Origin of the sequence: Paraburkholderia sp. SG-MS1 (assembly GCF_012275575.1) — a bacterium.
Classification (GTDB): Bacteria; Pseudomonadota; Gammaproteobacteria; order Burkholderiales; family Burkholderiaceae; genus Paraburkholderia.
In genome coordinates this window covers 1-22040 of sequence record NZ_NPIH01000047.1, presented here as the reverse complement: position 1 = coordinate 22040, position 22040 = coordinate 1, and the positions used below count along the sequence as shown (strand labels likewise).

The following is a 22040-nucleotide window of genomic DNA, read 5'->3' as shown; positions in this document are numbered from 1 at the left end:
GTCGCGAACGATCCGCCCGTCGGACAGGACTTGTGTGACCGGCGACTGTCGATGATTGCGACGGGGGGAATTGCGGGGTGAGATAGGGGTGAGCGAGCGTCGAAACGAACCGACGCACCATCCCAACAAGCGACCTTCGGAAGGGAAAAATTGCGGCCACCGATTAGCTGTGTCGTGTCAACGAGGATTCCCGCGCGTCCAACAGCTAACGGGCGTCGGCGTGTCGATGATCTTGCCTGTGCTTTCGAGCGCGGTCGCGAGCTTCCCGATGTTGTCTATAGACGATTGTGCTCGCCGCGTTCACTTCCAGACTATGCCTGCGCGTCGACAGGGACACAACGGGTCATTTCAAACAGCGACGCTCTAATGCTGCGCGCCTGCTGCGGCCCGCCCGAAGCAAGCTGACAAACGTCGGCATGTGACCTGTTCGTTTCGAGCGCTGTATCGTAAATGCCAAACGCACGTTCATTCCCGACAAACAGCGCGCGCAATTCGTTAACGTGTATGTGCCCGAGAGAGTGAAGCGTGCGACTGGGCTTATCGGAAAACTTCGCGTTCCATTCCGCGTTGCGCGCTTCCCCACGTTCGACAATTTCTTTTTCCGTGGCAACGCTCAGGCGGTCAACCGACAGCCCCTTATTGCTGACGTCGTCAAAGGCCGTCGGTTTCAGTTTGCCTGTTTCCGAGTCGAAGAACGTTGGATGGGTTACCTGTCGGCAGACGACCTCACCTGCTGCTACCGGACCGGGTGAGTGTTGCGATGCGCTTAGGGCTTCCCAGCGCACCGCTTCCTCATTTCCGACTTTTTGCAGTTCTTTTACTTTCTGCTGCGGGTCTGTCGATTGAAAGAATGCCTGGCACCGATTTACTTCCATATCCAAATCTATGCTTCCCGGAGATTCTTGAGGTGTTCCGCGAACCAAGCAGGGTTCAGGTCAGTAAGAGCAACGTTTTCTGCGAATGCTTCGTCTTTCGTGCGCTTGTCGCGAGCGAAGAAAGAGAACGCATTGCCACCCTCGAACGCGATATCAGCGAACAGTGCCGGATGGTCCCAATAAAGACCGATTGCGCCTGAAGCAGACAGCATGGTCTTCGGCAGAGGGTAGCCACTCGGAATTTTGTCCAGAAATGCGATGGCGTCCGTCACATGGCTTTTGTTTGGTGCTGCGGCACCGTCACCATCCCAATCGTCAACATAATTACTGTACGAATTCAGTTCAATGCGAACAGTTTCCGCGCGGTCTACCACCGGCTGTTGCGGGGTCAGCTGACCAATCTCTGTAGCCGTGGATTCACCCTCGTTGATGTATGACGGTGCGAACGAGCTTGTATGCTGGACGTACGCCGACGACGTTCCGTCCGTTGATGCTGACCAATCCTTCGCGATAGTCGGTTGCGTGGCGAGCGCGAAGAATGCAGCAACGAAAGTAATCGCAGACAGTTTCATTGCACTCCTCCTTGATTTCCATTTAACCCAATCATCCGTTTAACGGCATCACTTAGCAGAAGGTTGAGCCTTGCTTTGTTCCGGGCATGTAGCCACGGTGCCGCTGCCTCGATTGCAGGGATGGCCCCAGTTCCCCAAACCAGGTTTCCGTAGCCCATCCTGTGAGTCAACATCGCGCTAATCTGCCGTTGCGAACCACCGACGTCTTGGACGTTGATGTTGACGTTGTCCAAGACTGTCCCCTGCGCAGGTTCGACAACCTGTTCCATGAAGCCATGATGCGAATGCCACAACGTTCTCAAGTCATAGCAGTTAGGAGGCAGGTACGGGCAGTTCGGAGCAAACACTTCGCGCAAGTCCAACAGCGCCGGGTCATCCTTCCAATTGAAGACGTCATGGAACTGCAACGTGAACGCCGTCATTGCGCGACCTGCCAGCACTGTAGGTAGTACGACCCCAAGCCAGTTCACAACCTGCGGCCAAACGGTGTCCCAGCGAGTGTAATCGTTGACGACAACCACGCAGTTGTCCCGATTCACCTGCAGGGTTCGACCGACCTGGCCTGTCGGGAGAGCCGATGCGCTGGCAAACAGAACCGCCCCAAGTTCGGACGCGTGGCCACCTTGCCGGTGGCTGCCTGGGCCGGGTTTTCCCTTCAAGCCTTTTATCGGCGAATGATGCGGCTTTCTCAGGTCAATCTGCACAGTGGCAATCTGATGTTCCTGCACTATCGGGAAAGACGAGCGCAGCTTTTCCGCCAAACCACGCACAGCCCTCAACACCTGCGTGTCCAAGGGCGTAGCCCATTCCACGACAAATGCAGCGGTCTGGATTGCATGATTTCCCGCGACGGGGTGAAGCGCATCTAACGGCATAGTTGTTTTTACTCCCATAAGGGGGAGCAGGTTTTTTTCTAATCTAGGGGCGGATATCGGCGTTGCAAGTAAGTGCAATTCTGCGCGCCGCGCACAAACGGATATGTTACCGGCAGCGAGCTATCGGCACAAATATTTTCCGCGGGCAGCGTGGGACTTTCGATTCGAGGCGAGGGACACGCGCCGATTCCGGTTACACACCGGTTACATAGGCGCCAGATAGCAAAAAGCCCAGCTCGTAGAACCGGGCTAAGTGCCTGATTTTACTGGTACGGCAGGAGGGACTCGAACCCCCCACCCTCGGCTTAGAAGGCCGATGCTCTATCCAGCTGAGCTACTGCCGTAATGAAGTGAGACGACGCAACAACCACGCACAACGTGCATCGCCCGCAATGAAAAACCCGCGTACGGGGTATGTTGGAATCTGGGCTCGCACGAGCCACAGGTTTCATGCATATCGAAATTGTAACTGACCGGGCCGGCGACCGGAAACCCGGTGCCACGCGCTCTGGGCCGCTTCGATCCGGCGACCCTCGCCAAGGCCTCTCACGAAACTCATCCACACGCACCAACAAACGGGCCCGGCAACTTGAGCCGGGCCCGGATTATAACCGATCGCACCCCGCGCGCGCGTCCGCGAACGCCATGCCGAACACGCTCAGACCGGTTGCGGATGCAGCGCAAACCAGCCGAGGAACACGATTCCCGCGATCACGCAGTACACGCCGAACGACGCCAGGCGTCCACGGCCTTCGAAATAGCGCATCAGGAAACGCACGCTGAGATACGCGGCGATCGCAGTCAGCACGCCACCCAGCAGCGCGTCCGCGAGTTGGCCCGGCGCATGGAACAGCTTCGGCAATTCCAGCACGCCGGCCGCGAAGATAATCGGCGTGCCGAGCAGGAACGAGAACTCCGCCGCCTTCTCCGCGGTCAGCCCGGCCGCATTGCCGGCGATCATCGTCAGGCCGCTGCGCGAGAAACCCGGGATCAGCGCGCCGATCTGCGCGAGGCCGACAAAGAACGCCTGGCGAAACGTCAGCTTTTCCGGCGACTGATGCGCGCGCGTACGTTGCAGGCGATCGCCGAACCACAGCAGCACGCCGTTGACGATCAGCGCGATCGCGACGATTCGCAAGTCGTGAAAAATCCGCTCGAGGCGTTTTTCGAGCAGCAGCCCGACCAGTCCGGCTGGAATCGTGCCGATGATCAGCGCCCACATCATGTGCGCGTCGTCGTTACGGCGTCCGCCGAACGACGCCAAGAAGCCGCGCACCAGCGCGCACCAGCGCTTGCGGAAATACCACAGCAGGGCGAAAGCGGTGCCGAGGTGCAGTGCGACGAGGAACGGCAGCAGCTGCGGCGCATGCTTGTCGATATGCACGCCGAACAGGGCGGGCACGAGCAGCGTATGACCGAGGCTACTCACCGGGAACAGTTCGGTGACGCCCTGCAGCACGCTCAGAAAAATCAGAAACGACAGGTTCACGCGGCGATCCTTGTAAGGAAAATGTGAGGTAAATGCACGCCGCGAAAGGGAAATCGGGCGAGCAAAAGCGCACCGATTATGCCTGGCTGCAATGTCAGCGCCAAGCGTCGAAATCACATTCGGGGAAAGATTGATGCGCTGCGTCACAACTGGAAACGGTTGTTACGCTGCGGCAAAGGAACGGGCTGCCGAAGCGGCCTTGGGGTTCAGCGCAGATGAATGATGCCGGTAAGACGAAGCTTGGATCAGATCCGCGCGAGGCCCGCCCCGACCCGGCGGCTACGCGCAAAGAATGCCGCAATCATCTTTCGAGCTTGTGAAAGAAGTAGAACGTGCTTGCCGCGAACATGCCGAACAAAGCCAAACCCATTGCCATTGCGAGATCCATAACGCCTCCTGAGCCGATCTCGCCCGGTAGCCGGAGTACCGGGCAGTCAGACGAATTATCGTGAGGGATCGCCTTTTCGCGACACCCGCAATTTCCCCAGAAGGGTTTCCCCGTAGCGCAAAGCAGAGCAAAATCCTTTTCTCACGTGGCGCCGGACACCCGCTGCGCGGGCCGCAGCAAACCACGCCCGCGCGGCGTCGCCGCTTTCAACCCTCACTCACCAGCTCATCGACCATGCCGCTTTCCCCGCAACAGGACATTCTCGAGATCGCCCAGGACGCCTCCGTGCTCCGCTTTTCGCCGCAAGCCGGCGGTCGTCTGCTGTCGTGGACGATCGACGGGGAAGAGGTGATCCATTGGCCAGAGCACGCCGACTGGAGCCAGCCCGCGCGGATCCGCGGCGGCAATCCGCTGCTCTTTCCGTTTCTTGGCCGGCATCGCGTCGATGGCAAGATCGGCTTCTGGCGCGACGCCAGCGGCACCGTGCGCGAGCTGCCAATGCACGGCTTCGCCCGCGACCTGCCGTTCGAAGCGCACGCCGATGTCCACGGCGCCGGTCTGCGCATGATCCTGAGCGACAGCGCAGCGACTCGCGGCGGCTATCCGTTCGGCTTCCGTTTCGAGGCGGCGTATAGCCTCGTCGATGCGCGCACGCTAGACGTCACGTTCACCACCACCAATACCGGCGACGCGCGCCTGCCCTACTACGCCGGCCATCACTTCTACTTCACGCTGCCGCACACGCAGCGGGGAGAAACCACGATCGAGCTGCCGCGCACCGAGCGGCGCTACCAGCAGGCCGATGGCTCGATCAGCGCCGCGGAGCCGGGCGAAGCGCGCTACACGCTCGACGAAGCGCGCATCCACGACCGCTTCCATTGCCTCGCCGGCACGCCGGATCGGCCGGTGCGGCTCGTCGCGCCGGGCCTCGAAAGGGTTGTCACGATCGATCTGCAACGGCCGGGCTCAGTGCCCTGGTACGCGGTCACGACATGGACCGAAGCCGCCGAGTCGGACTTCTACTGCGTCGAGCCCTGGCTCGGTCTGCCCGACGCGATCCACAACGGGATGGGATTGCGCTGGCTCGAACCGGGACAAACCGAGACGGCGGCGCTGCGCATCAACGTCGAAAAGACGGCTTGAGAATCAGGGGCCGGCGAGGCTTTGGCAGCCGCTTTCTGCAGCAGCTTTCTGGCCCCCGCCTTGACGACGTCTCACGGACTTCAGTCGCCCGTTTTCGCGACCCCGGCGGCCGCCCCGCATCACATTCCGCGCCGCGTCGCCCACCGCTTAGGTCCGCCCTGTCGCACCGTTTTTGGATGCTGCAGTGCAAAACCGTTAGAATCGGACGCTTTGCATCTACCTGCCGCGTGATCGGGATCGGCGCGCGGCAGCGCTTTGCGAGGTCCAATGCCGGGAACAACAACAATGATGAAACGACTCGCCTGCACGTCGTTGCTGGCCGTGCTCGCCGCGTGCGGGTCCGCGCCGGTGGGGCCAGGCTTCTATCAGGTCGAACGGGGCGATACGCTGTCGAAGATCGCGCGCAGTAACCGGCAATCGGTGCAAAGCATCGTTCGCTGGAACAACCTGACGAATCCGGACAGCATCGAGGTCGGCCAGGTGCTGCGCGTCGCGCCGCCTGGCGGCGCGGCATCGGCGAGCGGTGCGGTGCGCAGCGCGTCGGCGGCGCCGCGCCCCGCACCGGCGGAAAGCGCGCCGGCGTCGACGATCTCGCTGGTGTGGCCCGCCGACGGCACAGTGATAAGGCGCTTTAACGGTGCCAATTCAAAGGGCATCGACATCTCGGCGGCAGCGGGTACGCCCGTCGTCGCCGCGGCGTCCGGTACGGTGGTGTATGCGGGCAACGGCTTGCGCGGTTACGGCAATCTGCTGATCCTCAAACACGATTCGGAGTATCTGAGCGCCTACGCGCACAACCGCGTGCTGCTAGTGAAGGAAGGCGAATCGGTCAAGCGCGGCCAGAAAATCGCCGAGATGGGCGACACCGATACCGACCGCGTGATGCTGCATTTCGAACTGCGCTATCAGGGCCGGTCGATCGACCCGTCGCAGGCGTTGCCCCCGCGCTGAACGCATGCGAAGCGCCACGCGCCGTCAGCGTATCGGCCGCGTGCTTCGACGCTCCTGCGGACCGCTGTTCCGCACGCCTGCGCCGTGCCGGGCATGCGCCCTGCAATCGGAGCGTGGGAACCTGTCGTGCTATAAAGCGCTCAATCCAGAAAGACCCGGCTCGCGCCGCGTCTTTCTCCGTTACCTGTAAGGAATCTGCAATGAAGAGCGCATTGGCGGCCGTCGCGACGGCCGCAGCGGTCGGTCTCGGCCTGTTGACGTTGGGCAGCCTCGGCGGCTGCTCCAGCACCACCACCATGACTTACCTGCCGAGCGGCGATACCGGCTTCGCGATCAACTGCAGTGGCAGTGACGCGAGCTCCAGCTGGGCGGAGTGCTACAAGCAGGCGGGCGAAGTCTGCGGCAACTACGGCTACGACGTCGTGTCGAAAGACGTCGACAACGGGGCGACCTCAGGCGGCTCGGTCGGCGGCATTTTCGGTGCGAATGTGAAAAACCGGTCAATGGTGGTTCGCTGCAAGCAATAACAGCGGCAGCGGCATACGCACCGCTGCGCCGCGCGCCGCGCGCATTAGCGGCGCCGCCAGCGTCCGGAGCGCGGGTCGATGCGCGCGGCAAAGCGGAACAGCACGCTGAGTCCGATCGGCCAGACGCCGAGAAAAATGATCAACCAGGTCATGGCCGGCGCGATGAAAAGATAATCTTTCATGATCCATTGCACCTGTGAATCCGCCGTGACTCGTGCGGCCAACGGATGAAAAAAAGCCCGGCACGAGGCCGGGCTAACGGGGGTTCGGCGCATATCGGCAAAGGACCGGTTCACCATGCGCCAGAACGGAATGTAACAATCCCCATTTACATGCGCAATCGATTAATTTCGCAGTTAATGTGACGCGGCGTACGGAATCCGCATGCCGGGAACAAAAATTGTCGGGATTAAACCGGCTAAAACCGCCGTGCGCTTCGACGGCCGAGATAATCGATGTCGCTGGTCGAAACCGTCAATGCCGGGGTGAACCGCACAAACCAAGGCTCTGGAAAAATTTGCGCCAATGGCCTGAGGAAAGGCTTCTGGCCGATTTTAACTAATCGGTACAGCCTTAAACCGACGCTTAACGCTTTGCGTAACCTTGGTGCGCCAACGCACCAAACAAATGGATTAATCAATAATCGCGTCCGAATTAAAAACTTTATTTGTTCATAAGAAAATTCGCGGACAGCGGAATAACAATGGTATCAAATCAACCGATGAATTTCGACCTGGAATTCAAACGACCTTCTGAGTTCGGCATTCGAATGACGAATACCGGCGCGCAATCGTTTGGCTTGTCCGTATTAATGAATCCGGCTGGCCGGAAACTGAAAGCAGAATTCACATCACTCGCAAGCCAAGTTCGGTGACGAGCACCGCGGCCTGCTGATGCGAAATCGTCGCGCCTTTGAAAAGCGCGGCATCGATGAGCCGCACGCCACTGAGATCCGCCTCGCGCAGGTCCGCGCCGTCGAAACGCGCGCCCTTCAGATGCGCATCCTTAAGGCTGCCGCCATCGAAAACCGCCTCGCGGAAATCGACTCCGGCGAGGTCGGCGTCGGAGAAATCGAGTTGCTGCAGCGTCGCCTTGCGAAACGACAGGCCGCGCAGATGCGCGCCCACCAGCAGGGTGTCGGCGAAGCTCAACCCCAACGCCGTGCAAGCCTCGAAATTCGCGCCGGTCAGCTTGCAACCGCGAAACGACGCTGACGCGAGCCTGGCGCGCCGCCAGCTGGTGTTGTTCAGATCGCTCGACTCGAACGTGGCGTCGACCAGATCGGTCGAGCCGAAATCCGCCTCGCGCCCACGGCAACGGACCCAGCGGGTATGCGAGAGCGCCGCGCCGAAAAAGGAAGTCTCGGCGATTGTGCAGCGATGAAATTGCGCACCGCGCAGATCGAGTCGCGACAGATCGGTGCCCTCGAAATCGCAGTCGGTGAAATGAAGCGGCGCGGGTTGGCCGGCATCGGCGTGGCGCGCGGCGAGCAGGCGCCCCACGTCGGCGCGTGTGAGCGTGGCGTCGCTCACGGCGCCGCTTTGCGTGCCCGCGACGGGCATCGTTGAATCCAGTGACATGAAGGTTCAGAATCGATTTTCGAAAGACCCCAAGCGTACCGGAACGCGCGCCGCCTTGGCGGCCCGCGCCGATGGTTTATAGTAACGGCCCCGTCAGAACCCGCTTACGATGACTTCCAACGACGCCACCCACAGCACCCACAGCCCGCTGTACGCCAAGCTGCTTGCCGAGACCGCGAAGATCGGCTGGACCGAACTCGAACGCTTTTTCGCGCGCGGCATGCTGTTGCGCGTCGCACGCGATCTCGATCTGGTGAGCGTCGCCGAAGCGATCGCCGGCGACGACACCACCCAGGTTACGCAATGGCTGTCCGCCGGCCTCGTCGAGCGCGTGCAGGCGGAGACCGCCGCCGATTTCGCCGCGCGCGACCCCGACCTCTGGGCGGTCGTGGTGTCGCCGTGGGTGTGCGTGCAGGAACGCACTTGAGCGAAGCCGCACGCGGCGCCGATGCGCCCGCGTCCGCTGTTCCAGTGCGCTGGCATCGCCGGGTGCTGACGCTCGCCTTTCCGATCGTCCTCGCCAACCTGACGCAGCCGATTCTCGGCGCGGTGGACACCGCTGTCGCCGGTCATCTCGACGGCGCCTCATATCTCGGCGGCGTCGCGCTCGGCGGGCTGTTCTTCAACTTCGTGTTCTGGGGCTTCGGCTTCCTGCGCATGGGCACCACCGGGCTCGTCGCGCAGGCGCACGGCGCGGGCGATCACGCCGAGTTGCGCAACACCGTCATTCGCGCGCTGCTGATGGCGCTCGCCATCGGCATGGCGGTGCTGGCGCTGCAACTCCCGTTGATCGATTACACGTTGCGCGCGCTCGGTGGCAGCGACGCGGTGCAGCGGCACGCGCGCATCTACTGCCAGGCGCGAATCTGGGCCGCGCCGCTTGCGCTCGGCAACTACGTGGTGCTCGGCTGGCTGCTCGGCACGCAGCGAGTGCGGCTCGCGCTGCTCTCGCAGGTGTTCATCAACAGTGTGAACATCGTGGCGGTGCTGCTCTACGTGTACGGCTTCGGCTGGGGCGTGGCCGGCATCGGCGCGGCCACCGCCACCGCCGACGCGCTCGGCTTCGTGCTCGGCGCCGCGCTGCTCTGGCACGGCCGACCGCGCGGCCTGCCCGCGCTGAGCCGCGCCGCGTTGTTCGACACGGCGGCGCTCAAGCGTCTGGTCGTGCTCAATCGCGACATCTTCGTGCGCACGCTGTGCCTGCTGTCGTCGTTCGGCTGGTTTGCGCACCTCGGCGCGCGGCAAGGCGACGCGACGCTCGCCGCGAATGCGCTGCTGCTCAATTTCCAGACCTTCATGGCCTATGGACTCGACGGCTTCGCGCATGCCGCCGAGGCGCTCGTCGGCGCAGCGATCGGCGCGCGCGACCGGCACGCGTTCGCGCAGGCGGTCAAGGTCACCGCGCTATGGTCTGCGCTCGGCGCGCTGTGTTTTGCGCTGGTGTACTGGGGGGCGGGCGCGTGGATTGTCGAACGTCTGACCGATCAGGCCGCGGTGCGCGCTGCCGCCGAAACCTACCTGCCGTGGGCCGCGCTTTCGCCGGTGGTCTCCGTGTGGGGCTTTCTGCTCGACGGCGTGTTCATAGGCGCGACCCGCACGCGCGAACTGATGATCTCGATGATCGTGTCGCTGGCGTTGTTCGTGGCGGCGTCCTCGGCATTGCTGGCGCTGCACGGCAATCACGGTCTATGGGCCGCGATGATGATCTTCATGGCCGCACGCGGCATCACGCTTGCGCGGTATTTGCCGAGTGTCGTGCGTGGTGCGGGAGGCGCGGCGGCGTGAACGTCGTCGCCGGGCAAAACCCGGAGAAGCCGCGCATTTGTGCTTGCGCGCGTCACCAGGCGCACAATTCATTTCGCATTGCGGCACACCGTTACGGCTTGAAACAAGCGCATACATATCGCCCGCGACGCTCGTCTAGAATCATCTCAGCCCGCGCTCTCCGCGCGAACAGTCTGCGCGGGTCAGAAGCACCGGCGTGCCCGCGCCGGGTGCTTCGCCTCCTTTCTCTGCCAGCGCCCTCGCTTCCTCAAGGCGCGGCGGGGGCAGGCACCATCGACGGCGGACGTGTATCGGTGGGGACGCCGTGATAATCGGCGGGATCTTGCGGCGGGCCTTGATGGTGGCCGGACGGATTGTCCGCGCAGCCGGCAAGACCGGCGAGCAGCAGCAAGGCAATCATCGGAACGCGCAACATAGTAGTCATTTCTCCAAACGTAGGCGGATAGCGGCGGTCATGCGGCCACCGGAGCGCCGTGAGTCTACCCGCAAAGCACGATACGCGACGCTGCGCCACGCTTACCGCCCCTGTCATTTCGCGATGCGTGAGCTACTATGAAATCACGGCCGCTTGTGAGAGGAGACTGTCATGGACGCTGAAGCGATCGCGGGTCTGGTCGGACTTGCCATAGGCCTGATCGTGCTGCTCGCCTTGTCTATTTTCGAATCGAGAATGTACAGGCGCGAACACGACGGCGAAGGGATGCTGCACCACTGGCTGACTCACCAGCACCTGCATATGCCGCATTGGAGACGTCCGCGGCACTGAGGGGGACGTGGGGTTGGCGCGGCGAGCGACTGAATCGTTAATGCGTCGTGTTGGCGTGGTCGAATCGATCGGCCACGTCTGTCGTTCTCATGGTGACGCAGACAGCCTGAGCAAAATCGGCTGATGCGGCGGCTCGCGCCGCAGAGAGCGCGGCATGCGGCATGACAATCGCGTGCTCGGTTCCAACGCGCGTTGATCGACCTGACAGAGCATGACGCGCTTGCCGCTGCACGCCCCCCACGCTCTCCTCACGCAATCACGCTACGAATACGCGCCACAGGCGCGGCTTTTTGCGTCGTCACAAAGCCCTCCCCACTTCGTCGCGCCGACCGTCGCACTCGCGCGCACGCCTCGCCGATTGTCCCGTTCATTTGCCACCTCGCAGGCACGTGCGTTGCTGAGCATGAATTGCCAACCACGCGCAGGATGCGCGTCAACGTCCTGGCGCTCACGCGCCGAACCAATCGACGATGCGGCCCAGTTATTCCGGGGGCCGGACAAGGAGAACTCAAATGACCATTGGAACCATCCTGCTGATCGTGCTCATCGTACTGCTCATCGGCGCGTTGCCAAGCTGGCCGTACAGCAGTGGCTGGGGCTACCGCCCAACCGGCGTGGTCGGTGTCGTGCTGATCATCGTGATCGTTTTGCTGTTGATGGGACGCATATAAAAAGCGCCCTTGAACGCCCTTTTTACTCCGACGCAATTCATGGTTGACTCTGGCACCCAATGCCACGTAGAATCTCGGATTCGTCGGAGCGTAGCGCAGCCTGGTAGCGCATCTGATTTGGGATCAGAGGGTCGAAGGTTCGAATCCTTTCGCTCCGACCACGAAAAGCAATACGAAACCCGCGTAGCCTTCGGCTTCGCGGGTTTTTGCTTTTGGGCTCTTGCTTCGCGTTTTGACTTTTGCTCTCGCGTTCGATAGGCGCCGCGCGAGTGGAACAATAAAAACGCGACGACCCCCCTCGCCTTGCGAACCACCAGCTTCGCATGCGACAGTGATCGACGATTGAATAAAAAGCGAACGCTGCCTATCGCTGCAACTACGGCCGCAACTACGTCCGCAACCAGCGTCAAGGAGACACGCATGGATCTGATTCTCTGGCGTCATGCCGAAGCCGAAGATTTCGCCGCCGGCGATCTTGCCCGCGCCCTCACCACGCGCGGTCGCAAGCAGGCGCAAATCGTCGCCAAATGGCTGCGCACCCGCCTGCCCGCCGACGCCCTCGTGCTCGCCAGTCCCGCAGTCCGCACGATTCAGACCGCCGAAACGCTCAGCGACCAGTATCGCGTGGTGCGCGAGCTCGCACCGAACGCCAGCGCGGCCGACGTGCTTGACGCCGCCGGCTGGCCCAAGGGCATCGCGCAGACCGTAGTGGTCGTCGGGCATCAACCGACGCTCGGCCACGTCGCCGCACAGTTGCTCGGCGACAGCAGCGCAAGCTGGCCGCTGAAAAAAGCCGGCGTGTGGTGGATCGCGAGCCGAGAGCGCGACAGCGGCGAACAGGCCGTGTTGCGCGCCGCCATCACTCCTGACCTGGTCTGAGCCGGCGCGCATAAAAGGCCTTCGGCGGCACTCAGTTCGCACGCATCCGTCATGCGCGCGCACGACGTCCGACATTACAACCCGCGCGCAAGCGGCTTACGGGCAGTCATCCAATCGTCATGGGTTTGCCATGCGAGCGTCACCAGGCGTTACTACATTGGCGAAAAAAAGAAATCTTCCCTTTTTCGACCAGGACCCCCAATGCGAGAACTGCCGACGCCCACCCTGCCCCTCGCTTCGATCTTCGAAACGCGCCGACTCCCGCGCGCCGAGGAAACGGTCACCGCGCAGCATCGACTGCAAGTCACATGGGCGCGCACCGACGAAGAGTTGCGCGAAGCGCAGCGGCTGCGCTACCGCGTATTCGCCGACGAAATGGGCGCGCGTCTGACGGGCCCCGCGGGTCTCGACGTCGATGCGTTCGACGCTTACTGCGACCACCTGCTGGTGCGCGACCTCGACACGCTGAAAGTGGTCGGCACCTATCGCGCTTTGCCGCCGCATCAAGCCGCGCGCATCGGCCGCCTGTATGCGGAGAGCGAATTCGACGTGTCGCGCCTGACGCACCTGCGCGCGAAGATGGTCGAAGTGGGCCGCTCGTGCGTTCATCCCGACTATCGCAGCGGCTCGGTGATCATGTCGCTGTGGGCCGGGCTCGCCGCGTACATGCAGCACAACGGCTACGAGACGATGCTCGGCTGCGCGAGCGTCGCGATGGTCGACGGCGGCCACTACGCGGCGAACCTGTATTGCTCGCTGCGCGAGAGCGCGCTGACGGCCCCGGAATACCGCGCGTTCGCGCATACGCCGCTGCCGGTCGATGAATTGCAGACAGGCGTCGATGTGGCGCCGCCGCCACTCGTGAAGGGTTATCTGCGTCTCGGCGCGAAAATTTGCGGTGCACCCGCCTGGGACCCCGACTTCAATACCGCGGACTTTCTGACGCTGTTCCGTCTGTCCGACATCAATGCGCGCTATGCACGGCACTTCCTCGGCGATGCATTGCCGCGCTAATTGCGCATGGCGTGATTGACGCAAAAGAAAAAGCCCGGCGGTGGTCGCCGGGCTTTTTCATTCATCCATTCACGAGGACATCACGAGCGGCGAACACCTGTCACTCGTCCGTATAGACGACGCGATACGGAATCCCGACCTTCTCCCACTCCGCGGCTTCCTGGATCAGGCTGTAGTCGGTCAGCGGATTGTTGGCCACCCATTCGTTCGGCAAGCGCACTTCATAGCCGCCATTGGCTTGCGCGACCGTGATCCCCGGCAAACCGACATCCGCACGCCGGCGGCACAGCAAAGCCGCAAGCCGCAGACAGAACAGCAGCGGCCACTCCACCTCGCGCGTTTGCGACAGCTTGCCGAGTTTGCCCGCGTGACCGAGCACGAGCGCAGCGAGCCGCGCCTGGTCGGTGCGCGAGAAGCCCGGCATGTCCGCATTGCTGGCGATGTAGGCCGAATGCTTGTGATAGGCGCTGTGCGAAATCGACAACCCGATTTCATGCAGCGCCGCCGCCCAGCCGATGAACATGCGGTTTTCCAGGCGACGCTCTTCGTCGGGCTCCCCGAACTGCTCGTAAAAGCTCACCGACAGGTCGGCGATGCGCCCCGCCTGCGCACGATCCACCCCGTAGCGGCGCATGAAGCCTTCCACCGTCACCGTGCGCATGTCTTCGTGCTGCGAGCGGCCCAGCAGGTCGTACATCACGCCGAGGCGCAGCGCGCCGTCGGTGGTGTCGACGTAATCGACGCCCAGTTCGTCGAACACCGCGATCATGATCGACAGACCACCAGCCAGCACCGGTATGCGGTCGCCCTTCAACGCGACCAGCTTCAGCCGGTTGACGTTCTCGGCCTTGATCAGCGCACGCTTGAGCCGTTCGAGCCCGCCGCGCGAGATGCCGTGCGTGACGCCGGGATCGTTGAAATTATTCGCTTCGACCAGTTCCGCCAACGCGCGCGCAGTGCCCGACGAACCGATCGCCTGCTCCCAGCCGGTCTTTTTGTACTCGGCGGAAATGATCTGAATTTCGCGGCCGGCGGCGAGTTCGGCCTGGCGCATCGTGTATTCATCGACATTGCCGGCCGGGAAAAACGCGCGGCTATGGCTCACGCAGCCGATATACAGACTCTCCATCTTGATCGGCGTGTAGTGCGACCCGATGATGAATTCCGTCGATCCGCCGCCGATATCGACCACCAGCCGCTTGCCCGGACTAGCCGGCACGGAGTGTGCTGCGCCCGCGTAGATCAGACGCGCTTCTTCGCGCCCCGCGATCACTTCGATCGGAAAGCCCAGTGCGGCCTGCGCCTCGCCGAGAAATTCGCTGGCGTTCTTGGCGATGCGCAAGGTATTGGTGGCGACCGCGCGCACGTGATCGGGATGAAAGTCGCGCAGCCGTTCGCCGAAACGCTTGAGCGCATCCCAGCCGCGCACCTGCGAGGCGCGATCGAGCATCTTGTCGCGCGACAGACCGGCGGCAAGGCGCACGGGCTCGCGCAACGCATCGACCTGATAGATCTGGCTGCCCGCGTCGGTTTCCTCGACCCGGCCGACGATCAACCGGAAGCTGTTCGAACCCAGATCGACGGCGGCGAGAAGTTGTGGCGTATTGACCATCGGGTATGCGGACTCCATGCGCGCGAGCGTGGCGGCGGTGAGCGCGGAGGAGGTTGCGGGACCACCCGCTGCTCTGGACACCTTGTGTCCGGCCGCGCTGTTCAAAGACGCCATTCTAAGCGTACGGGGCCTCACGGTGTCACCTCACGGAGATGGGGGTGCCCCATGCTCCCATATGCACTGCGTCATATTGACGACACGCAACAATTCGGGCGTAGAATTAAAAATTCGAGAATGTCATAACAAAGTCATCTTACTGTGAGAATTTCCGAGCGTCTTTCCGCCTCTCTACCTGACATTCCATTCTCGCTGCCGATGTCCATCCGCTATCCCTTATTGAATCGCGAACTGGGCATTCTGGGTTTCAACGAGCGTGTGTTGGCACAAGCTGCCGACCCAGCCGTCCCTTTACTCGAACGCCTGCGCTTCATCTGCATCACCAGTAGCAATCTCGACGAATTCTTCGAAGTCCGTATGGCCGGACTGCAGGAACAGATGCGCGACAACCCCGGCGCACTGTCGCCGGACGGCATGTCGTTGCAGCATGTCTACGACCTCGTGGTCGAGCGCGCGCAGAAGCTCGTGCATCGTCAGTACACGATGCTGCACGACACGGTGCTCACCGCGCTCGAAGCGGAAGGCATCTATTTTCACGGCACCGAAGCGTGGAACGAAGCGCAGACCGAATGGGCGCGCAACTACTTCTTCGACGAACTGCTGCCAGTGCTCACGCCGATCGGACTCGACCCCGCGCATCCGTTTCCGCGCGTGCTCAACAAGAGCCTGAACTTCGTCGTCGAACTCGAGGGCAAGGACGCGTTCGGCCGCCAGGCGATGATGGGCATCGTGCAGGCGCCGCGAGCACTGCCGCGGCTCGTGCGCATGCCGCAGGACCTGTCGGGTTATCCGCACGGCTTCGTGCTGTTGAGCTCGCTGTTGCAGCGCTTTGTCGGCGAGTTGTTTCCGAACCTGGTGGTGCGCAGTTGCAATCAGTTCCGCATCACGCGCAATAGCGAGTTGTTCGTCGACGAAGACGAAATCACCAATCTGCGCGTCGCGTTGCAGGGCGAATTGCCGGCGCGCCATCTGGGCAACGCGGTGCGGCTCGAAGTGTCGGCGGAGACGCCCTCGCACGTCGTGCGGCGGCTGCTCGACGAAAGCGGCCTTTCCACCAAGGACTGCTACTTCGCGAACGGCCCTGTCAATCTGGTGCGGCTAATGCAGTTACCGGAAATGGTCGACCGGCCTGATCTGAAGTTCGTGCCGCATATCCCCGCGACGCCGTCGCAGCTCGCCAACAGCACCAACATGTTCGATGTGATCGATCAGGGCGACGTGCTGCTGCATCATCCGTACGAGAGCTTCCAGCCGGTGCTCGAACTGCTTTTGCAGGCGGCCAAAGATCCGAACGTGATGGCGATCAAGCAGACCATCTATCGCACCGGCACCGACTCGCCGCTGATGGACGCGTTGATGCAGGCCGCGCGCAACGGCAAGGAGGTCACGGTGGTGGTCGAACTGCTCGCGCGCTTCGACGAGGAAACCAACATCAACTGGGCCTCGCAACTCGAAGCGGTCGGCGCGCATGTCGTGTACGGCGTGGTGGGTCACAAGTGCCACGCGAAGATGATGCTGATCGTGCGGCGCTCGTCGGTGGGCGGCAAGACGACGCTCAAGCGCTATGTGCACCTGGGCACCGGCAACTATCATCCGCGCACCGCGCGGCTTTATACCGACTTCGGCCTGATGACCGCCGATCAGACGATCTGCGAAGATGTGCACCACGTGTTCCAGCAACTGACCGGCATCGGCGGCGAGCTGAAGCTGCACGAACTGTGGCAGTCGCCGTTCACGCTGCATCCGAAGCTCGTCGAGGCGATTCGCGCCGAAGCCGAGCATGCGCGCGCCGGCAAGAAGGCGCGCATCGTTGCCAAGATGAACGCGCTGCTCGAACCCACGGTGATCGCCGAGTTGTACGAAGCATCGCAGGCGGGCGTGAAGATCGATCTGATCGTGCGCGGCGTGTGCTCGTTGCAGCCCGGCGTGCCTGGGTTGTCGGAGAACATCACGGTGCGCTCGATCGTCGGGCGCTTTCTCGAACACCATCGCATCTTCTACTTCTACGACGGCGGCAAGGAGCAGGTGTATCTGTCGAGCGCCGACTGGATGGATCGCAACTTCTTCCGGCGCGTGGAAGTCGCGTTCCCGGTCAACAACCGGCGCTTGAAGCGGCGTGTGATCGCCGAAGGGCTGTCGGCCTTTCTCGGCGACAATCAGACTGCGTGGCTGATGCAAAGCGATGGTCACTATCGCCGGCGGCGGCCGGGCAAGTCCTCGCGCAATGCGCAGATGAGCCTGCTTGGAAAGTTCTGTCCGTAAAAACGATGGCTGCGATGCTCGCCGCCCTCGCGAGCCGCCGAAGCGAACATAAAAAAACCGCATTTCAGGCGGTTTTTTTTATGCCGACGCATTTGCCGTCAAACCGGTGCCGGCTGCCGGCGCGCGGTGCGATACACCGGAAAGCGCACGGTAAAGGTACTGCCGCGCCCCTCCTCGCTCTTGACGTCGAGCTGCGCATCGTGCCGCTGGAGCACGTGCTTGACGATCGCGAGGCCGAGGCCCGTGCCGCCCGTGTCACGCGAGCGGCTGCGGTCGACGCGATAGAACCGCTCGGTCAAACGCGGAATGTCCGCCGCCGGAATGCCCAACCCGCTGTCTGTGACGGAGAACACCGCATGCCCGCCTTGCGCGTGCCAGTTCACTTTGATCGCGCCGCCGTCCGGCGTATAGCGAATCGCGTTCGTCACCAGATTACCGAGAGCGCTGAGAATCTCGGTTTCGACGCCGGTCACGGTCAATCCTTCGTCGGCGTCGAACATGATCCGGTGATGGTCGCTCGACAGGCTCTGTGCGTCGTCCTGCAGATGGCGCAGCACCGCGCGCATGTCGATCATCTGATCGCTCGGCGGCTTGTTGTCGCCCTCGAGTTTCGCGAGCACCAGCAAGTCGCTGACGATATGGCGCATGCGCGACGCCTGCTGCTCCATCAGTTCGAGATAGCGCGAGCGCTCGGCCTCGCTTAACGGCAACTCGCGCATCGTCTCCAGAAAACCGGAGAGCACGGTGAGCGGCGTCTTCAGTTCATGCGAGACATTGGCGACGAAGTCGCGCCGCATCGCGTCGGTGCGCTCCAGTTCGGTAATGTCCTGCGACAACACCAGCTTGCGATTCTCGCCGTACGGAAACACCTGCACCGACAGCACGTTCTGGCGCTTGTCGCCCATGCCGCGCATGATCAACATTTGCTCGTACTGGTGCGAGTTCAGGTAGCGGACAAAATCGGGGTGACGCACCAGATGCGTGATGTGCTGGCGCAGATCGCGTTTCGCATCAAGGCCGAAGTGACTCTCGGAGATCGCGTTGCACCACTCGATCTGATCGTGATCGTCGAGCATCGCAACACCGTTCGGCGAGGCCTGGATGGCCTGGATGAAACGCGAGTGCTGCTGCTCGACCTGGCGTACCTGGGCGTGCCAGCGCTTCGCGAGCTTGTGCAGACGGTAGTAGATTTCGCCCCAGATGCCCGGCGCGCTCGGCACTTCGCCGTACACCGGTGCATCGAGCAGGCGCCACAGGCGCTGTTTGTGAAAGGTGCTGAAGGTGCTCTGTGCAAGCAGCATGACGATCGCGAGAACGAGTCCTGCCTTGACGTTCACGAGCGCGCCGACCACCACGCACAGAACAGCCAGCAGCACGACCGACACGATGGAGCGCGCCCAGATGATGTTCATGGTCTAGCGATCGAAGAGAAAAACACGCGCCCCGCAATCGAGGGACCGCGCCGGGTGTTACGAATGTGATGTATGCGACCCTCACGGCGCGAGCGCCGCCCGCCGATCTCAGGCGCTCTTCGCCAGCCGGTAGCCGCTGCCGCGCACCGTTTCAATCATAGCATCGCATCCGGCCGGCTTGAGCGCCGCGCGCAGGCGCTTGATGTGCACGTCCACCGTGCGCTCCTCGACGAACACGTGATCGCCCCACACCTGATCGAGCAGTTGCGTGCGGCTATGCACGCGCTCCGGGTGCGTCATGAAGAAGTGCAGCAGACGGAATTCCGTCGGGCCGAGATCGAGCTTGATCTCACTGCCTTCGGCATGCGCGGCCACGCGATGCGTCGCCGGGTCGAGCTTGAGGCCGTTGATCGCGACGAGGTCTTCGGTCAGCTGCGGCGCACGGCGGCGCAACACCGCCTTGATGCGCGCCATCAGTTCCTTCGGCGAGAACGGCTTCGTGACGTAGTCGTCGGCGCCGATTTCGAGGCCGAGCACCTTGTCCTGCTCATCGCCGCGGGCGGTCAGCATGATGATCGGAATGTGCTTCGTGCGCTCGTTGTTGCGCAGATCGCGGGCGAACGCAATGCCCGATTTTCCCGGCAACATCCAGTCGAGCAGGACGAGGTCGGGCAGCACGTCGCTGATCAGGTTTTGCGCCTGCTCCGCGTTGTACGCGCGAATCGGGCAGTGTCCGGCGTGTTGAAGATTGACCGAAATCAGTTCGGAAATAGCGGGCTCATCTTCAATGACGAGAATGCTGCTGGGCATCGGCACCTCTGTTCCTTATTTCTGGATTAACTGAGTGCTTCGCGTTCGAGCGCGTCGCGCGACTTGTGCCGCACGTCGGTGCCCTTGACGATGTAAATGATGAACTCGGCGATGTTCTTCGCGTGGTCGCCGATGCGTTCGATCGCCTTCGCAATGAACAGAAAATCGAGGCCCACGGAAATGGAGCGTGGATCTTCTGTCATGTACGAAATCAGCTTGCGCACGAACGCGCGGAATTCTTCGTCGATCGCTTTGTCATCGCGCACGATTTGCGCGGCGGCGACCGTGTCGAGGCGCGCGAACGCGTCGAGCGCGCGGCGCAGGATCGACACCGCCATTTCGCCCGACAGCTTGATCTCGGCGATATTGATGGTGCGCGACGCGCCGTCTTCCATCAAACGCTTGGTGCGCTTGGCGATTTTTTCGGCTTCGTCGCCGGCGCGTTCGAGATTCGTGATGGTCTTCGAAATCGCGATCAGCAAGCGCAGGTCACGCGCGGCCGGCTGACGGCGCGCGATGATGTTGCTGCACTCTTCGTCGATGTCGACCTCCATCTTGTTCAGGCGATCTTCGGCGGCGATCACCTGTTCCGCAATATCGAGGTCGAACTCGTTGAGCGCCTGCATCGCGTTGACGATCTGCGACTCGACGAGGCCGCCCATTTCGAGCACCTTCGAAGAAACCAGGTTCAGGTCGGCATCGAACTGGCTGGACAGATGTTTGTCGGACATGTCGTACTCCGTTGTTTTGTTCGGCGGATCAGCCGAAGCGGCCCGTGATGTAGTCTTCCGTTTCCTTGCGGACCGGCTTGATGAAGATCTTTTCGGTGTCGCCGAATTCGATCAGTTCACCGAGGTACATATAGGCAGTGTAGTCCGAACAGCGGGCCGCCTGTTGCATGTTGTGCGTAACGATGACCACCGTGTAATCGCTCTTCAGTTCGGCAATCAGTTCTTCGATGCGACCCGTCGAAATCGGGTCCAGCGCCGAGCACGGCTCGTCGAGCAGCAGCACTTCCGGACGGATCGCGATGCCGCGCGCGATGCACAGACGCTGCTGCTGGCCGCCGGACAAACCATAGCCGCTCTGGCCGAGCTTGTCCTTCACTTCGTTCCACAACGCGGCCTTGGTGAGCGCCCATTCGACGCGGTCGTCCATCTCCGAGCGCGGCAGCGTTTCGAACATCTTCACGCCGAACGCGATGTTGTCGTAGATCGACATCGGAAACGGCGTCGGCTTCTGGAACACCATGCCGATGCGCGCGCGCAAGAGCGAGATATCGCGCTTGGAAGTCAACAGATTTTCGCCGTCCATCAGGATTTCGCCTTCGGCGCGCTGCTCCGGATAGAGCGCGTACATCTTGTTGAAGGTGCGCAACAAAGTGGACTTGCCGCAGCCCGACGGGCCGATGAACGCAGTCACCTTGCCTTCGGGAATCTGCAGGTTGATGTTCTTCAACGCGTGATACTTGCCGTAGAAGAAGTTCAGGTCATTGACCTCGATCTTCGGGCGCGACGGCGACGACGCCTGGCCGCTCTGGGCAGGATCGAAACCGGCGGGTGCAGTGGGACGCGCGATCGGATTGAGTTGGGTTTCTGCCATATTCATCGGATTACACTCCGCCCTTACTTATTCGAGAAGATCGTGCGCGCGAGGATGTTCAGTCCCAGCACCGCGAGCGTGATCAGGAAGACGCCGGCCCACGCGAGCGATTGCCATTGCGCGAACGGGCTCATCGCAAACTTGTAGATCGTGACCGGCAGATTCGCGACCGGCTGGCCCATGTTCATCGTGAAGAACTGGTTCGACAGCGCCGTGAAAAGCAGCGGCGCGGTTTCGCCCGCAATCCGGGCAACCCCTAGCAGCACACCGGTGACGATGCCCGCAATCGACGCTTTCAGCGTGATCGACAGCACCATCTTCCACTTCGGCGTACCGAGTGCGAAGGCCGCTTCACGCAGCGCGTTCGGCACCAGTTTCAGCATGTTTTCGGTCGTGCGGATCACGATCGGAATCTGCAGCAGCGCGAGCGCGAACACGCCAGCCCAGCCGCTGAAGTGGCCCATCTTCGCGACCACCAGCGCATACACGAACAGACCAATCACGATCGACGGCGCGGACAGCAAAATGTCGTTGATGAAGCGCGTCAGGTTGGCGAGCCAGCCCTTCTGGCCGTATTCGGCGAGATACACGCCCGCCAGGATGCCGATCGGCGTACCGACGAAAGTGGCGAGACCGACCAGCAGCACGCTGCCGACGATCGCATTGGCCAGACCGCCGCCGTCGGTGTTCGGCGGCGGCGTCGATTGCGT

At 62.1% G+C, this 22040-nt stretch carries 24 protein-coding genes and 2 tRNA genes; 12 read left to right on the top strand and 14 right to left on the bottom strand.

Going from position 1 to position 22040, the window contains the following annotated elements; all coding sequences use genetic code 11:
- Positions 1–311: 311 nt before the first annotated feature.
- The 5 genes from CIC12_RS03885 to CIC12_RS03865 form a co-directional block, all read right to left on the bottom strand.
- A complete protein-coding gene (locus tag CIC12_RS03885; RefSeq protein ID WP_168662346.1) occupies positions 312–881 on the bottom strand; it encodes a hypothetical protein in 570 nt (189 codons plus the stop codon).
- 2 nt (positions 882–883) lie between these two features.
- Positions 884–1447 (bottom strand): hypothetical protein, encoded by a 564-nt coding sequence (locus CIC12_RS03880; protein ID WP_168662344.1) that lies wholly within the window; start codon positions 1445–1447, stop codon positions 884–886.
- A complete protein-coding gene (locus CIC12_RS03875; RefSeq protein ID WP_168662342.1) occupies positions 1444–2241 on the bottom strand; it encodes a hypothetical protein in 798 nt (265 codons plus the stop codon). Before CIC12_RS03875 ends, CIC12_RS03880 begins: the two co-directional genes overlap by 4 nt.
- A 348-nt stretch (positions 2242–2589) precedes the next feature.
- Positions 2590–2666 (bottom strand) — tRNA-Arg (locus tag CIC12_RS03870).
- A 314-nt stretch (positions 2667–2980) separates the two neighbouring features.
- Positions 2981–3811: an undecaprenyl-diphosphate phosphatase gene (locus tag CIC12_RS03865; protein ID WP_168662340.1), complete on the bottom strand. Its 831-nt coding sequence runs from the start codon at positions 3809–3811 to the stop codon at positions 2981–2983.
- A 622-nt stretch (positions 3812–4433) separates the two neighbouring features.
- Between CIC12_RS03865 and CIC12_RS03860 the strand changes: the two genes are divergently transcribed.
- From CIC12_RS03860 to CIC12_RS03850, 3 genes are all read left to right on the top strand, one after another.
- A complete protein-coding gene (locus CIC12_RS03860) occupies positions 4434–5342 on the top strand; it encodes an aldose epimerase family protein (protein WP_168662338.1) in 909 nt (302 codons plus the stop codon).
- A 267-nt stretch (positions 5343–5609) separates the two neighbouring features.
- A complete protein-coding gene (locus CIC12_RS03855; protein ID WP_168662336.1) occupies positions 5610–6293 on the top strand; it encodes a peptidoglycan DD-metalloendopeptidase family protein in 684 nt (227 codons plus the stop codon).
- A 200-nt stretch (positions 6294–6493) separates the two neighbouring features.
- Positions 6494–6820: a hypothetical protein gene (locus CIC12_RS03850; RefSeq protein WP_168662334.1), complete on the top strand. Its 327-nt coding sequence runs from the start codon at positions 6494–6496 to the stop codon at positions 6818–6820.
- Between the two features lie 44 nt (positions 6821–6864).
- Here CIC12_RS03850 and CIC12_RS32915 read toward each other — a convergent pair whose 3' ends face one another.
- Complete coding sequence (locus tag CIC12_RS32915) at positions 6865–7002, bottom strand: hypothetical protein (RefSeq protein WP_168662309.1); 138 nt, start codon at positions 7000–7002, stop codon at positions 6865–6867.
- Positions 7003–7275: 273 nt separating this feature from the next.
- Here CIC12_RS32915 and CIC12_RS03840 point away from each other — a divergent pair, with 273 nt between their 5' ends.
- Complete coding sequence (locus CIC12_RS03840) at positions 7276–7497, top strand: hypothetical protein (protein ID WP_168662332.1); 222 nt, start codon at positions 7276–7278, stop codon at positions 7495–7497.
- A 168-nt stretch (positions 7498–7665) separates the two neighbouring features.
- Here CIC12_RS03840 and CIC12_RS03835 read toward each other — a convergent pair whose 3' ends face one another.
- Positions 7666–8400: a pentapeptide repeat-containing protein gene (locus CIC12_RS03835; RefSeq protein WP_168662330.1), complete on the bottom strand. Its 735-nt coding sequence runs from the start codon at positions 8398–8400 to the stop codon at positions 7666–7668.
- A 109-nt stretch (positions 8401–8509) separates the two neighbouring features.
- Between CIC12_RS03835 and CIC12_RS03830 the strand changes: the two genes are divergently transcribed.
- Both CIC12_RS03830 and CIC12_RS03825 read left to right on the top strand, forming a co-directional pair.
- A complete protein-coding gene (locus CIC12_RS03830; protein WP_168662328.1) occupies positions 8510–8827 on the top strand; it encodes a DUF2288 domain-containing protein in 318 nt (105 codons plus the stop codon).
- Entirely contained in the window at positions 8824–10185 is a 1362-nt protein-coding gene (locus CIC12_RS03825; RefSeq protein WP_168662326.1) for an MATE family efflux transporter, read from the top strand. The genes CIC12_RS03830 and CIC12_RS03825 overlap by 4 nt, the downstream gene beginning before the upstream one ends.
- Positions 10186–10432: 247 nt before the next feature.
- On the opposite strand, the gene CIC12_RS03820 is transcribed toward CIC12_RS03825, so the two are convergent.
- The gene (locus CIC12_RS03820) at positions 10433–10609 is read right to left on the bottom strand and encodes a hypothetical protein (protein WP_168662307.1); all 177 of its coding nucleotides are present in this window, start codon (positions 10607–10609) and stop codon (positions 10433–10435) included.
- Positions 10610–10771: 162 nt separating this feature from the next.
- On the opposite strand from CIC12_RS03820, the gene CIC12_RS03815 reads away from it, so the two are divergent.
- The 5 genes from CIC12_RS03815 (at position 10772) to CIC12_RS03795 (ending at position 13515) form a co-directional block, all read left to right on the top strand.
- On the top strand, positions 10772–10951 hold the full coding sequence (locus tag CIC12_RS03815; RefSeq protein WP_168662324.1) for a hypothetical protein: 180 nt from the start codon (positions 10772–10774) through the stop codon (positions 10949–10951).
- 512 nt (positions 10952–11463) lie between these two features.
- The gene (locus tag CIC12_RS03810) at positions 11464–11622 is read left to right on the top strand and encodes a DUF3309 family protein (protein ID WP_168662322.1); all 159 of its coding nucleotides are present in this window, start codon (positions 11464–11466) and stop codon (positions 11620–11622) included.
- An 84-nt stretch (positions 11623–11706) separates the two neighbouring features.
- Positions 11707–11783, top strand: a tRNA-Pro gene (locus CIC12_RS03805).
- A 259-nt stretch (positions 11784–12042) separates the two neighbouring features.
- Positions 12043–12501 (top strand): SixA phosphatase family protein, encoded by a 459-nt coding sequence (locus CIC12_RS03800; protein ID WP_168662320.1) that lies wholly within the window; start codon positions 12043–12045, stop codon positions 12499–12501.
- Positions 12502–12702: 201 nt separating this feature from the next.
- Positions 12703–13515 (top strand): GNAT family N-acetyltransferase, encoded by an 813-nt coding sequence (locus CIC12_RS03795; RefSeq protein ID WP_168662318.1) that lies wholly within the window; start codon positions 12703–12705, stop codon positions 13513–13515.
- Positions 13516–13615: 100 nt separating this feature from the next.
- On the opposite strand, the gene ppx is transcribed toward CIC12_RS03795, so the two are convergent.
- On the bottom strand, positions 13616–15241 hold the full coding sequence (ppx, locus tag CIC12_RS03790) for an exopolyphosphatase (protein WP_168662317.1): 1626 nt from the start codon (positions 15239–15241) through the stop codon (positions 13616–13618).
- A gap of 201 nt (positions 15242–15442) precedes the next feature.
- On the opposite strand from ppx, the gene ppk1 reads away from it, so the two are divergent.
- On the top strand, positions 15443–17506 hold the full coding sequence (ppk1, locus tag CIC12_RS03785; protein WP_168662315.1) for a polyphosphate kinase 1: 2064 nt from the start codon (positions 15443–15445) through the stop codon (positions 17504–17506).
- Between the two features lie 98 nt (positions 17507–17604).
- Here the strand turns inward: ppk1 and phoR are convergent, their stop codons facing one another.
- The 5 genes from phoR to pstA all read right to left on the bottom strand — a co-directional run.
- On the bottom strand, positions 17605–18918 hold the full coding sequence (gene phoR / locus CIC12_RS03780; RefSeq protein ID WP_168662313.1) for a phosphate regulon sensor histidine kinase PhoR: 1314 nt from the start codon (positions 18916–18918) through the stop codon (positions 17605–17607).
- A 108-nt stretch (positions 18919–19026) separates the two neighbouring features.
- Positions 19027–19728, bottom strand: coding sequence for a phosphate regulon transcriptional regulator PhoB (phoB, locus tag CIC12_RS03775; RefSeq protein WP_028199153.1), 702 nt, complete (start codon positions 19726–19728; stop codon positions 19027–19029).
- 26 nt (positions 19729–19754) lie between these two features.
- On the bottom strand, positions 19755–20459 hold the full coding sequence (phoU, locus tag CIC12_RS03770; protein WP_074764835.1) for a phosphate signaling complex protein PhoU: 705 nt from the start codon (positions 20457–20459) through the stop codon (positions 19755–19757).
- 28 nt (positions 20460–20487) lie between these two features.
- The gene (gene pstB / locus CIC12_RS03765) at positions 20488–21336 is read right to left on the bottom strand and encodes a phosphate ABC transporter ATP-binding protein PstB (RefSeq protein ID WP_042322166.1); all 849 of its coding nucleotides are present in this window, start codon (positions 21334–21336) and stop codon (positions 20488–20490) included.
- Between the two features lie 17 nt (positions 21337–21353).
- Positions 21354–22040: phosphate ABC transporter permease PstA (gene pstA / locus CIC12_RS03760; RefSeq protein WP_168662311.1), on the bottom strand; the 687-nt coding region annotated here is incomplete at its 5' end.